This is a genomic window from Roseivirga pacifica (assembly GCF_900111145.1).
Lineage (GTDB): Bacteria > Bacteroidota > Bacteroidia > Cytophagales > Cyclobacteriaceae > Roseivirga > Roseivirga pacifica.
The window spans coordinates 166,964-180,366 of the sequence record NZ_FOIR01000004.1 but is presented as its reverse complement, the minus strand read 5'-3'; the positions used below and the strand labels follow the sequence as shown (position 1 = coordinate 180,366).

General features: G+C 41.7%; 13 protein-coding genes. 5 read left to right on the top strand and 8 right to left on the bottom strand.

Annotated elements, in window-relative coordinates; translation table 11 throughout:
- Positions 1 to 19 precede the first annotated feature (19 nt).
- Positions 20 to 2,383 carry an ABC transporter permease gene (locus BMW98_RS17870; RefSeq protein ID WP_090260445.1) on the top strand — a complete coding sequence of 788 codons (2,364 nt, stop codon included), beginning with the start codon at positions 20 to 22 and terminating at the stop codon, positions 2,381 to 2,383.
- A gap of 59 nt (positions 2,384 to 2,442) precedes the next feature.
- On the opposite strand, the gene BMW98_RS17865 is transcribed toward BMW98_RS17870, so the two are convergent.
- The 8 genes from BMW98_RS17865 to BMW98_RS17830 form a co-directional block, all read right to left on the bottom strand.
- Complete coding sequence (locus BMW98_RS17865) at positions 2,443 to 3,000, bottom strand: hypothetical protein (protein ID WP_090260443.1); 558 nt, start codon at positions 2,998 to 3,000, stop codon at positions 2,443 to 2,445.
- Between the two features lie 92 nt (positions 3,001 to 3,092).
- Complete coding sequence (locus BMW98_RS17860) at positions 3,093 to 3,581, bottom strand: hypothetical protein (RefSeq protein WP_090260441.1); 489 nt, start codon at positions 3,579 to 3,581, stop codon at positions 3,093 to 3,095.
- A gap of 305 nt (positions 3,582 to 3,886) precedes the next feature.
- Positions 3,887 to 4,711, bottom strand: a complete 825-nt coding sequence (locus tag BMW98_RS17855; protein ID WP_090260439.1) for a hypothetical protein — start codon at positions 4,709 to 4,711, stop codon at positions 3,887 to 3,889.
- 277 nt (positions 4,712 to 4,988) lie between these two features.
- Positions 4,989 to 7,196 (bottom strand): poly(ethylene terephthalate) hydrolase family protein, encoded by a 2,208-nt coding sequence (locus BMW98_RS17850; protein WP_090260437.1) that lies wholly within the window; start codon positions 7,194 to 7,196, stop codon positions 4,989 to 4,991.
- 94 nt (positions 7,197 to 7,290) lie between these two features.
- Positions 7,291 to 7,818 (bottom strand): GNAT family N-acetyltransferase, encoded by a 528-nt coding sequence (locus BMW98_RS17845; protein WP_090260435.1) that lies wholly within the window; start codon positions 7,816 to 7,818, stop codon positions 7,291 to 7,293.
- Between the two features lie 4 nt (positions 7,819 to 7,822).
- A complete protein-coding gene (locus BMW98_RS17840) occupies positions 7,823 to 8,158 on the bottom strand; it encodes a putative signal transducing protein (RefSeq protein WP_090260432.1) in 336 nt (111 codons plus the stop codon).
- Between the two features lie 18 nt (positions 8,159 to 8,176).
- Positions 8,177 to 8,785, bottom strand: coding sequence for a YigZ family protein (locus tag BMW98_RS17835; protein WP_090260430.1), 609 nt, complete (start codon positions 8,783 to 8,785; stop codon positions 8,177 to 8,179).
- Positions 8,786 to 8,788: 3 nt separating this feature from the next.
- Complete coding sequence (locus tag BMW98_RS17830) at positions 8,789 to 9,676, bottom strand: hypothetical protein (protein ID WP_090260428.1); 888 nt, start codon at positions 9,674 to 9,676, stop codon at positions 8,789 to 8,791.
- Between the two features lie 86 nt (positions 9,677 to 9,762).
- On the opposite strand from BMW98_RS17830, the gene BMW98_RS17825 reads away from it, so the two are divergent.
- From BMW98_RS17825 to BMW98_RS17810, 4 genes are read left to right on the top strand one after another with little or no spacing between them, the layout of a single operon-like run.
- Positions 9,763 to 10,149, top strand: coding sequence for a sugar 3,4-ketoisomerase (locus BMW98_RS17825; protein WP_090260426.1), 387 nt, complete (start codon positions 9,763 to 9,765; stop codon positions 10,147 to 10,149).
- Entirely contained in the window at positions 10,149 to 11,087 is a 939-nt protein-coding gene (locus tag BMW98_RS17820) for a GNAT family N-acetyltransferase (RefSeq protein WP_090260424.1), read from the top strand. Before BMW98_RS17825 ends, BMW98_RS17820 begins: the two co-directional genes overlap by 1 nt.
- Before the next feature lie 14 nt (positions 11,088 to 11,101).
- A complete protein-coding gene (locus BMW98_RS17815; protein WP_139177668.1) occupies positions 11,102 to 12,361 on the top strand; it encodes an oligosaccharide flippase family protein in 1,260 nt (419 codons plus the stop codon).
- Positions 12,358 to 13,278 carry a glycosyltransferase family 2 protein gene (locus tag BMW98_RS17810; protein ID WP_090260420.1) on the top strand — a complete coding sequence of 307 codons (921 nt, stop codon included), beginning with the start codon at positions 12,358 to 12,360 and terminating at the stop codon, positions 13,276 to 13,278. Before BMW98_RS17815 ends, BMW98_RS17810 begins: the two co-directional genes overlap by 4 nt.
- The last annotated feature ends 125 nt before the right edge of the window (positions 13,279 to 13,403 follow it).

Below are 13,403 nucleotides of genomic sequence, written 5' to 3'. Positions count from 1 at the left end.
ATCAAACTCAAAGGTCACCATGCTCAAAAACTTCTTTAAAGTTGCGCTGAGGAATCTGCGCAGAAATTCGCTCTATTCGGTCATCAATATCTCAGGGCTTTCTATCGGAATAGCCTGCAGTATTCTCATTTTACTATGGGTTAAAGACGAAACTTCTTACGATGCCTTTATTCCAAAGGCAGACAAGCTACATCAGGTTTGGGTAAATGCTGAATTCGATGGTTCGGTTCAATCATGGAATTCCGTTCCGCTGCCTACTTACGAGGAAATGAAAAATGCTCACGCCAAAATTGCTAACTCGGCCGTGGCCGGTTGGGGGGCTGAAAGGCTTATGGCGGTGGGCGACATTCGCTTGATGAAACGCGGTTACTATGTTAGCAATGAATTTCTGGACATGTTCGAGTTTCCGATGCTCTATGGTGATAGAAGCGAGGCACTTGATGACCCTTCTTCTATTGTGATTTCGGAAGAAGCCGCCATGACTCTTTTTGGTAAAACGGATGTTGTTGGTGAGTTTATTAAGGTGGAAGATACTAGCACCTTAAAAGTAACGGGGGTGGTTAAAAACGTACCTCAAAATTCTTCTTTCCAGTTTCACTATCTAATTCCATGGAAACACCGCGAATCTATTAATGAGTGGGTAGTTAATAATAAGACTAATTGGGGCAATTACTCCTTTCAGGTTTATATAGAGCTTTCTGATGCCAATGCAATGGACGAGGTGGAAACTGGTATTAAAGATATTCTGACCGAAAAGGGGCAAACGGATGTGCCGAGAGAGTTTTTCTTGCACCCAATGCTGCGCTGGAGGTTACATACTAGTTTTGAAAATGGTGTAGAGGCTGGCGGGCAGCATGAATATGTGAAGCTTTTTACGGGTATTGCACTCTTTATTTTAATTATTGCCTGTATAAATTTTATGAACTTGGCTACTGCCAGGTCTGAAAGAAGAGCGCGAGAAGTAGGTATTCGTAAAAGCTTGGGTTCGCGCAGAGAGCAGCTTATTATGCAGTTTTATGGGGAGTCGTTATTGATTTCTTTCATCTCTTATGCCATTGCCATTTTGCTGGTGTTGGTTTGCCTACCTTCCTACAATAATTTAGTTGATAAAAAGCTGGCGATAGACTTTGTCTCTAGTGAGTTTTGGATGTTTACCTTGATGATTGTTTTCTTAACTGGTTTTATATCGGGTAGTTATCCATCGCTTTATTTGTCTTCTTTCAATCCGGTAAAAACGCTTAAAGGCAAAGTGAGTATTGGCAAAAATGCCAACCTGCCACGAAAAATATTGGTGATGTTTCAATTCGGGTTCGCGGTGATTCTTATTATTAGTACTGTGGTAATTCTTAAGCAGATCGATTTGGCCAAAAACCGCGATTTAGGCTATGCGCAAGAGGGACTTATTACCATTCCCGTAACGGACGATATTAGGGAGAACCACGATTTGATCAAACAGGACTTGCTTAGAACAGGAGCTGTGGTGAATATGACCAGGTCGAACAGTTCGCTTACTTCCATCAATTCGAACAACTTTTTAGGCTGGCCAGGTAAACCGGAAAGCCAGAAAGTGATGTTCGCAACAATTACAACGGCTTACGATTATGCTGAAACTGTAGGAGCAGAAATGATTATGGGGCGTGATTTCTCAAGGGAATTCGCCACCGACTCAAGCTCAATTGTAATTAACAAAGCAGCACTCGATCTAATGCAATTAGAAAACCCAATTGGAACACAGCTTGATCTTTGGGGTGAAAAACGCACTTTGATAGGCGTAATAGACAATATCCTTATGGGCTCGCCATATGAGCAAGTTAGACCACTTTTTATGGTGTTAGATGATTGGGGCGGTTCAGTAACAGTTCGCCTAAAACCAACAGAGGATATGCAAGCATCAATGGCTCAGGTACAGGAAGTATTCGAGCGCCATAATCCAGCTTATCCCTTCGATTATAGCTTTGTAGATGTGGACTTTCAGCGTAAGTATACCACCATTAACCTAACCCGTAAGCTGTCTACCATTTTCGCGGTGTTGACCATCTTTATTACTGGTTTGGGGCTGTTTGGTTTAGCGTCTTATACTGCGGAGCAGCGCATAAAAGAAATTGGTATTAGAAAAGTACTGGGTGCATCTGTAGGTAGTTTGGTTGGCCTAATGTCGCGCGACTTTGCCAAGTTGGTGATGCTGGCCTTTGTGGTTTCGGCTCCGGTAGCCTATTTCTTGCTCGATAGTTATTTGCAGCGCTACACCATTAGAACAACAATAGACTGGTGGATTTTCGCCATCACAGGGGCATTCGCTTTGGTGTTTGCATTGGTAGTGGTAATGAACCAAGCCCGAAGAGCCGCAGTAGCCAACCCGGTTTCTTCGTTAAGAAATGAGTAGTAAGTAAGTTTTTAGTTGAAAGCCTTAGGTCGTAAGATCTAAGGCTTTTTTGGAAATGGCTATTGGAGTTTTACTTCTCCAGTTAAGGTAATGGTCAGGTTGTAGGTTGTGTCTAAATGGGTTAAGGAGAATGTGTTAGGTGAATTCCAGCTTTGAAATTTTACGTTTCCACTCTGCTCTGAATAGATGCCAAGAAGAGTTTCAATGTTCATCTCATTTTTAAGTATTTGTTGTCTTCTCACCTCTCCAGTATGTTCAATTTTAGAGATATAGAAGTATCTATAGATTTCGGAACCATAAACTTCAATGCGATAATTAAACCCATCGGCTTTGTTGCCTTCTTTTGAGTCGTAGCTTTGATATTCTCCTAGTTTAGCGAATTCAAGATAGTTCCTATCCTTTTCATATTGCAGAAGTTTATTTTTCGTAGAGTCCAAAAGGTCTTCTAAGTTGTTGTATTCTTTTTTTAATGAGTCACTTGAAAGATTCAAGTGTTCAATCTCAGTTATCAAATGTTCATTTATATTTTTAAGCTTTTCGACTCTTGCTTGTTGGCTATTGTCTGAACAGGAAAAACATAGCAGGGTAAATGCAAAAGTTAAGTAGTAGTTTTTCATTTGGTAAGATTGTTTACGTTCCAGTTATGCGCAGTGTGATATTGAAAGGCCGAAACTTTCAATTTGGCGAGCTATAAACACCTGCCTTTGGACTATCCCTTTTTGTAGTTTTTTTTGGCAATAGTTATTTTATTCTTTGTTTCAATTTTTTCCTGGTCGACATCAAATTCAATCATCTTTGGTTTATGCCTTGGACTATCATAACCGTAAATTTTGTTCTGTTCAAAACTTCTAAGATCAAGAACGTTAAATTTTCTTTTGAATGTTGTCTTCTTTCCTGTCGACAAGTCAATTACGATTAATTGTTGTAGAGTTCCTCTCCAAAGAGTCCGAGTCCATTTAGGGATAGCCACTTTTTTTCCTTCGGAATCCCATATTGGTGGTCCGCTGCACCAGTTGTCGATAAGTAGGTTTTTATCGTCCGAGACCAAATATGCTTGTCCACCTAATGGCGCACCCATTGCAATTTCCAACAATTCACCATATTCAACTCTGTAATATCCAATAGTCGATTTCATTTGCTTGTCAGAGTTTCCAAAGTCCCAAGCATTTGGATATTTTTCAATTATCGACTTGTCCATTTTTTAATTATTATCAATATTATGTGTCATCCATAAATATGACTGATATAAACATATAATGAAAGTTGCTTGAGAGAAGTGTTCATCACTACTTCTGTGTCCCCGTTGGTGTTCTTCACCAACGGCCCTAAAGCTTGCTTGCAGACATAAGCGTTGCTTGTCTTCTAGTTCTGAATAACCGTCTTCTCCTTTATGGGAAGATAAGAGTTGGGGGCTTTACGGATGAGTTTACTCAATTTGGCCGGTCTTAAGCACCTATCTTTGGACTATTCCTTCAGCCGCATTGGGTATAGGTTGTGTTGGAGTTAGTTGTTTTTATAAACAATCTTTCTTTTAAATATTCTATTTATAGACCGGTCTACGACTCTATTACCATTCAATTTAACTTCGTAAATCTTTTTTTGAACCCAATTGCCTCTTTTGTCATACTTTATTTGAAGTTCAAAGTAGACGTCATCATTTTCACCCCAATTTCTTGGGTAATAAATACAATCACCTTGCTCATTGTACTTTCTATCAGTGTTTATGCTCAAGTCTATCTCATAATTATTGGTAGTAACTAGATTGCCAGTTTTATCAAATACTCGATAGACCCATTTGTTACTTGGGTAATCGTATGTCGCTGTTTCGTATCCGATAAGTTCATTATCCTTATCAAATAATCGAAGCTCAATTATGTTGGATAGTGAATCATTCTTTATAACGGCATTAATAACTTTATTTCCATTTGAATCAAACTCCGTCCTTTCAATTAAACCTGTTGAATCATACTTATATGTTGCTAAATCATACTTCCAGCCACTATAGGGAATTTTCCGCTTAAAAGAACGAGATGTCAATTGCTTATTTTGATTAAATATAAAAGTTAATTCAGCTGTGATTTCTGAGCTTTCATACCTCTTTTCGGTTATTGTATCCATTTTAGTGGAATACTCATAAACATCCTTTTTTTTCTCTACTCCAGATTTCGAATAGAAAGTATTCGTATTGATGACTTTTTCAATAGAGCCATATTTGGGTACATAACTACTATGAATGTCTGATTTCAGTGATCTGATAGATTGACCATTAATTGTTGAAAAGTTCATTAAAAAAATGGTCATTAAAACGCCTATGATAAACTTGGTCATATTTTGAATTGGTCCCAACGTAACGTATCAGTCATTAATATGGTTGATATTTCTGTATAACTGAAGCTTTATGGCTAATCGCTATAAAATAGTGAGCATGAAAGCTTGCTTGAGAGAAGTGTTAATTGCCGTTTTTAACACTGAATAGCCGTCTTCCCCTTTGGGGGAAGATAAGAGTTGGGGGCTTTACCAATATGTTGTTGGTGAAGAACACCAACAACTGCAAAACCTTCTGGTCTTCGCGTCTCGCGGAGACCTTTTGATCTAGGCTCTTAAATTAAAAATCAGGATTTCTCCTCACTCCAATATCATCCAGTGCAATTACGCCTTTGGTACTTTTATCGAAGGTTAGTTTAATGCTTTTTAGAAAGCGCTCTTCCGAAATAATACCATACATCGGAATAGCTACAGTTTCCATGTTGAGTTCCCATTCATTGCCAAATGAGCCGTTCAGTTGATCAAGTTTCATATACTTGATTTTAAGTGCAGGAGCCAGCTTTTTATAGTCGTTTAAGACAACCGAAGTAGGAATGGAATCGCCTAGGCTTAGGTTAATGCTAAAGTTAATGTTGGTAGTGTCAGCTACTTCTATGGTCTCATCTTTTGCCCTGCCAAGGGTAAAGAGCAGTTCGTCTGTTGGTCTGAATAAAACCGAGTCTTCAAACTGAATTTCGTAATACGGAGTGGTTGCCACGCTGTCGCTGTTCCAGCCTATAATTACAGCATCGGTGCTCTGGCTGTCGCCACCGCGCATGCTTAGGTTTTCTTCGCGCCAAACAAGCAGTTCATTACTGCTGATAGACTGTCCATTGGTGCCTGTAGTCACGTTAATATCCTCTTCATAATCTACCAATATGTTATCACCAGCTTTCATATAGTTGCTCAGGTAAACGGTTTCTGGTAACCAAGATTTTGCTAAGGCAGGACGTTTGAATATTTCCTCATAAGTGGAGTCTTGCTTCAAAACTCTATCGGCAAAGGCGCCAATAAACACTTTGGCCGCTTGCCTTTGTTCCTGACCATCAATAAGGGCTCCAGTGTTCAGGAACCAGCCGTAGGGTACGCCAAAATCCCTCGATCCCCAAATAGAATTGAACTGCCCGTGGTTGCCTTTGTGAATCCATACGCCCGCGCTAAAGTAGTTGGTAGAATCACTAAACGAAACGCGCTTGGCTTGGCGGAGTCCAAAAAAGCTGGCTTCGTCTGCATCGTAAGTGCCTTGCAACGATAGGTAGTTGATGTCTTCCAACTCAATTCTTCGGAAGTAACGAATATCGGTAGGGGCAATGGCCACCAAACCTCTAATGCCAAAGTTAAAGTCGAATTCAACGGTGGCGTCATCCGGAAAATGACTGAGTTTATTGTAAGCAGCGGCAATCGAAACAGCCTCACCACCGCGAGAATGGCCCATCAGTATTACATTGTCCAAGTCGGCTTTTCCCGCTAATTCGCTAGTGCCGTTATTCCAGCTTCTCCATTGCTGCAGGTGCTTTAGCAGCAGCCAAGCCCTTATTGGCATTTCGCGGCCTCTAAAGTCGCCCGACCAAGTGCCGTTAATAAAGTTCTCGTCTACCGAAACGGTAATATAGCCACGGCTAGCCAAGTGCTGACCTAAGTAAGCATAACCAGGATCGCTGTGGTGTTCCATGCCATGGTTTCCATGCACTACCAAAATCAGCGGGAATGGCCCATCGCCTTCCGGCATCCAAACACGTCCGTTTATTGGCGCTTCATCTATTCCAAAACCCCAATAGCGTTCGCGCCACTTTTTGCGCTTGCCTTTCCATTCGGGCAGCAGCGGTAAACCATTTACCGTTTCGGTTTTGTAATTCACATCTGGCCCGAATTCTGGCCTCCTTTCATCAGTTCCACTTCCATAGGTAAAGTATTCCACCTGATAATTGCCGTTTTGGCTAGGGTCTGTTAAGGACAGGTCGGCTAGTTGGTTGGGAATAACATCGTTGAACGAGACAGGGTAAGGGTCGTAACCCGAGTCCACTACCTTTTGCAGCGGGAAATATGCTAAAGCCAAGCCTACGAGTAAAGGCACAATATACAGCACTTTGCCTTGTTTGGCTTTTACCATGGCATATAGGCTACCAAAAACAAGCGAAAATGACAGGGCTGCATAAATGAGTGTGATATTGTAAATGCTGCCGGGCCAGCTAAAGCGCATATAACCTGCCAAAATGGTAATGCCGATTAAGGCCAATACCAAAGAAGCTAAAGTAGAAGGGATAGCTTTAACAATATGGTGTACAACTGTACCCAACCAGCGAAAAATAGGGAAGGCGATAGTGCCAATTACTACATAAACTGTGGCTTGCAATAGGGGCGAAAGTCCGGTGCGGAAAAAGTATCCGGCCATGCCCATAATTACTAGGGTGAGTAGGAATAGCCCCCAGAATATGCCCTTTAAAAACGGGTGATTATTTTCTTTTAGTAATTGGTTTTCTTCTTTGATCTGCCTAAAAAAATGCCACATGGTTTACTGCCTTAAGAAAGGAAGATAATGAAAACCAATTGGTTGCTGGGCTACAATCTTATCAATGGTAGTCTTGCTGTTTAGAACCGTTTGCCTACTCTATATTGCGGTAATATTGGTAGCACTGAAAACCATTGAAGTTGAACTTGGGGCCACGTTGCATACCATTGTTTGCGGCTACCTTTTGCGATGCAGTATTGTGTTTATCAATAATGGAAATCACTTTGTTAGCGAGTTTTTGTACCACGAAGTAGTCGAAGAAGCATCTGGCCATTTCTGTGGCATAACCCTTGCCCCATCGGCTGGGGATTACCGAGTAGCCAATCTCGTGCATTTTATCAAATTCGGGGTGCTGTCGGTATATTATTCCGGCCGATCCCACAATTTCGCCACTCCCTTTTTCTATGGCAGCAAGCGTACCAAAGCCATCGGTTTTGTATCTGTTGGTTTGTCTTTCAATAAACTTTTTGGCTTCGAGTTCTGGAGCCTCCGGGTTTGTGGCGCCAACATAATGCATCATGGGGTTTTCTGTGAAAAAGACGGCCCACTCGGCAATATCGGCCTCTTGGAAATAGCGAAAACGCAGTCGCTCGCTTTCTATAGGGAATTGGTATTGATGCATGTTTTTATAGTGAACCTGATAGGTAAAGATATAAGAAAACGCCAATGATAATGCTTCCGCCAATGGCCAAAATGGTTAAACGGTTTTTGGAGAACAAAGCCTCGGGAGGTAAGGGCTTTTCGGCCTGAATGTCCAACTCAGCGAGTATGGCGTTTACCCTTTCAATATCGGCAGGCCGCACTTGTAGTTTTACCCCGCCAATAGCATTCGAAAGGAAGTTGTCGGTTTGCACCGTTAGTTCATCTTTCATGTGGTAGGGAATGCCTTCAGCCTCTAGGCGCGATTTCAGTACATAGGCGTCTTGTGGTAGTGGAAAATTGGCTACGGTTACAAGGTTCATGAACAGCTAAACGTGAATTCAGTCATCAAGTTTAATGTCATGCCCAAGGTCGTTAAGCAGCTGTACTTTGGTACGAAGCTGTTCTTCCAAACTAACGATAATATTGGCTACTAGAATACATGCCACCTGATAGTCTTGTTTTTTGATCTCTAAGTCGAAGTCTTTTACTAGCTTCATTACTTCGTTCATTTCTTCATAAGGGAAAGAAAAGCGTAGCTTTTTGGTGATCTTCTTTTCTACAATTTGGTTTTGGTCCAAGGCATCGGCCGCAGCGGTTTTGTAGGCGTTTATCAGGCCACCAACGCCCAGTTTGGTTCCGCCAAAATACCGTACTACCACAACCAACGTATTGGTGATTTCTTTTGAGCGAATTTGCCCGAGAATTGGATCACCGGCAGAGTGGTTGGGTTCGCCATCATCGTTAGCTCTAAACTGGCTTTGGTCTGCTCCTAAAATGTAGGCGTAGCAATGGTGACGAGCATCGTAATACTGCTTTTTCAGTTGTTCAAGCTGCTCTTTGACCTCATCCTCATCTTCTACCGGAATGGCATAAGCAATGAATTTGCTGCCTTTTTCTTTATAAAACCCTTCAGTTGTTTTTGTAATCGTTAAAAAGCTATCGAGCATGGCTCAAAGTTTAACAATTTCCTGATGACTCAAAAGGAAGATGACAATTACGGCCAGTCCAACGCCAGCTAAATTAATTTTGCCGAGCTTTTCCCTAAACAATAAAATGGAAGCCAGTGTAGCGCAAATAATAATACCAATGTTCAACGTAGGGTAAACAATGGCGCCATTGTTATCGAACGCCCTGAGTGCTTTGAGCTGAAAATAGATGGAGAAATAGTTCGGAATGCCTAGGTAAATGCCACCAATTATGTCCTTTGCCCGTACTTTGGTTTTGGTGGCAATTATCATAATTGTTCCGCCCACAAAAGCCGTAAAAAATATGGCAATGGGAAAAACTGATTCGACCGATTCGTCAATTACATATTGGTTTACATAGTTGAGCGAGGTGTCAATTATTCCGCCTAAAAGAAACACCATAAATGGCAGTGTTAAATGCTTTAGCTTGAAAGGTGTTTGTTCTGATGTTTTATCTTTTTTGCTAACTAAAAGTATGGCCACAAAGGCAAGTAGAATGCCTAGGTAATTCCATCCATCCAACGCATTGGTACCTATTTTGAAAATAAAAAGGCTGAAGATAACCGGAATGGCTAGGCTCATTTTGCTAGCTACAGAAGTAGTTGCTACCCCACGCAATTGTGTGCTTCTAGCCATTAAATAGAACGTACAAACGAAAATTACGCCCAAGCCCAATGCATATGGCAACCACGAATGGCTTACGGAAAGCTGTGCCGAAACATTACCAAAACCAACAAAACTGCTACCTGTAATTACACACACCAAATAGTTGGTAACAATGGCCGGTAGGGTGTTGATCTGAAACTTGCTATATGACCGAAAAGCCATGAATATGGCCACGTTGAGCAAAATGGTGAGTAAAAGGTAAATCATTTTTGGTGTTTAAAACTGGGTGCGATTCCTTTGCGGCTCAATCTAGTTCTTTCAAAGCATTTAGCTTTGTATATTGATGAAATCTTATGCGTAAAAAGCCAGAATTATACACGTTTTCGGGAGTGAAGGAGCCGCGCGGGCATTTGAATTATTTGGAGGAATTGAAAGACGTTCCCTTTGAGGTGAAGCGGGTGTATTGGCTGCACAATGTACCCGAACAGCAAACACGTGGTGGGCATGCGCACAAAACAGGAGAGCAAGTAATTGTGTGCTTGCAAGGAACTGTGGAAGTGGTTTTAGAATCGAAGCAGGGAGAGACATTTACCTATACGCTTTCCGCCCCAGAAAAGGGATTATATATACCGCCAATGTGGTGGGGCAGAATGCTTTTTAAAGACAAGGCAATGCTGTTGGGCTTGGCCTCAGATGAGTTTTCGGAAGCAGATTACATTCGCGATAAAGCACAATTCTAATGGAAGGATTGCACGTAATTGAGCATTTACCTACCAACTATACTTTTGAGTACGAACCGCTATTTTATGGTACTCCCACATTTTTAGAGGCTAACAATGCGCTACCTCAAAAGCATTTCTATTTGGTGGATAACCACTATCACAAAGTCTTTGCGAGTATAGCCTTTTCAATTGAAGAAGGTACTGCATATAGCCCTGCAAAAGCGCCCTTTTCAGGTTATGAGTTTGCTCAGCGGTTAAATCCTGAAGAACGCATTTTCTTTATGATTGAGGTAGAAAGGCGTTTAAAACAGGCTGGTGTTAAGGCATTAAACATTGGCCAAGCACCAAGTTTTTTTAATACACAATTTGAAAAGGAGCAAAGGGATTTGGGTTTTCTGGAATATCAGAAAGCAGCAGCCCGGGTTTACCACAGCATTTCGGTAGATAGTACGCCTTTTGAGGGCAAGGTGCATGATATGGAGAAACGAAAACTCAAAAAGAGTGCGCAGGGTGGATTAAACTTTCAAATGCTCGATTCGTCTGACTTGGAAAAGGTTTTTGCCTTTATAAAACTGCAGAGAGATTTGAAGGGCTATGAGTTTTCTATGAGTTGGGAAGAGTTAAGGGATGCTGCTCGGTTAAATCCCGGCATGTATTTACCTGCAGTTATGTTGCACGATAAAAAGATTGCCGCGGCCACCATTGCCATACGCGAAAGTAAAAGCGTGCTATACAACTTTGCGCCAGCTCATGCGCCAGCTTACAATGAGCTGAGCCCTGTAGTGGCTCTGGTGCAGGGGCTTTATGAGTGGAGTCAGGCGCAGGCTATTAAATGGCTCAACCTGGGTACATCTTACCTAGATGGTGCTCCCAACGAACCCCTCGTTCAGTTTAAGGAGCGCTTAGGTGGTGTATCATTTTCTGCATTTAGTTTTCAAAAAAGTTTAAATTCGTAGCAAAGCTTTTGAAGTTGAAATCAAATTTTCTGAAGAATTCCTCGTGGTCGTTTACGGCAGTAGCCTTTCGGGCTTTAGGAGGGTTATCTATCAATAAGCTTTTCTCCATCTTTTTAGGGCCGTCTGGATTAACCCTGCTTTCCCACTTTCAAAACCTTACGGCTTTGTTTACGCTATTGCCCAGCGAAGGTGTAAACAGAAGCTTGATGAAGTATTGGTCAGATCCGCGGGTGCCTGACGAGGAACGCAAACAGCTGTTTAAAACAGCCATTTGGGTTACCACCTTTATTTTTGGAGCCACGCTGGCGGTGCTCTATTTCTGGCAGAAAGAATATTTCTTCGATCGTTTTATTTCGGCATACACTCCTAAAGAATTTTTGATAGTCTTTATTCCGGCCGTTTTCTTAATGCTGCTATCGGGCTATCTCAATTCGGTTATTTTGGCTTTGCGAGAGGTAAAAGCCTACGCCATCATCAATATTATCGGCCTACTGCTTTTGGTGGCGGTGGTTTACCTTGGGGTAACCATGGGCAATGCCGATCAGGCCTTGCTGAGCTTTTCAGTTGGTTATGGACTGATGTTTTTCTGTGCCCTGTTCTATTTAATAAAAAAACGAAAAGCCTTTAATCTGGGTATTGGTTTGCCCGATGGTAAGTCCATTAAACGGATTGGTAAATTCCTAGCCATGGCCATAAGCGTCATTGTTTTTGGGCGTTTGCTGGACTTTATGGTACGCGATTACGTGATTGACCTGTATGGCCTTGAGCGCACCGGCCTTTGGCAAGCGGTTTCCAAAATGTCGACAAGCTATTTGTTGGTGTTTACGGGAACTGTAGGGGTGGTTTATTACCCAAAAATGTCATCACTTATTCATGAGCCACAAGCGCTGAAATCGTACGTTGGTAAGGTGATGGGCTTTGTGGCTTTTGTGTCGCTATTGGCGCTTACCGTTTACTTTTTGAACAAAGAGTTTATACTGAAGCTATTTTTTGCACCTGGTTTTGAGCGAGCTGCTTACCTTGTGCGCTATCAGGTGGTGGGAGATTTTCTATCCATACTTTCCTATCTATTGGCCTATTTACTAAGTGCTAGGGTAGAAATGGCAAAGTATATTTTCGCCCAGTTTTTCTCGGCCGCTATTTACGTGATCATTATTTATTCGTTCATCGATTTTTACAATTTAGAAGCCCTCACCCTAGCCTACATGTGGCGCTATATTGGCTTTTTTGTTATCCTGGTTTTTCTAAACAGACGCTTACTTTTTAGGTCATGAAACCATTGGTAACCGTTATCGGGATTAGCTTTAATCATGCTGCTTTTATTGAAGAAGCACTCAACTCGCTGTTCAGTCAGTCTTACGAAAGCCTTCAGATTATCCTGCTAGATGATGGAAGTGGCGATGGCAGTGCAGCGAAGATTGAAGAACTGATTGCGGGTCGAGAAATCGAATTTATTCACCACAAAACAAACAAAGGTTATACAGCTACTTTTAATGAAGGCTTTAGAAAGGCGGAAGGCGATTTTATCATAGACTTTGCGTTGGATGATGTAATGAAGTCTGGCTTTATAGCCAAAAGCATCGATCGGTTTGAGCAGGCTTCTGAACAAACAGGCGTGGTTTTTTCTAATGCCGATTTTATAAATGAACAGACTCAAGTTACGGGTAATCATACCCAAGCACTTTTGGAAAAAGGCATGATCTCGCAAGTGCCACAAGGCGATGTGTTTAGTATGATATTGAGGCGCTATTTCGTTTGTACCCCAACAATGGTGATTCGAAGGAGAGTATTGGAAAGGCTTGGTGGGTATGACGAATCGCTAGCTTATGAAGACTTTGATTTTTGGGTGCGTTCGGCTCGTTACGTTGAATATGCCTATATAAATGAAGTGCTGATGCAGAAACGGCTTTTAAAAACGAGCATGTCTGCCAACCGCCACTTGCATCATTACAATGAATTGATGGCCTCTGTTTTTCAAGTTTGTCAAAAGGCCTTTCAGCTGTGTAAGACGGATGCTGAGCTTGCAGCTTTGGGAGAACGCTTAAACTATGAGTACCGCCAATGCTTGAAGTATGGAGCAATTAGTATGGCTCAGAAATACCGAAGACTAATTGTGGAGTCGGGTAATTCACGCAGTTTGAAATCATTTGCATTCCGCTGGCTAGTAGCGCCAAAAATGCTTGGTAGATAGCGGATTATCTTACTTGTTTTTTGCTGTAAAAGGCGATTCTTGCCTTTTGAGATAACATATCTTTCAGGAGCTTGTTGTTCTCTACGTACGATTGTTCTAAATTCCCATATTTCGATAAATCCATT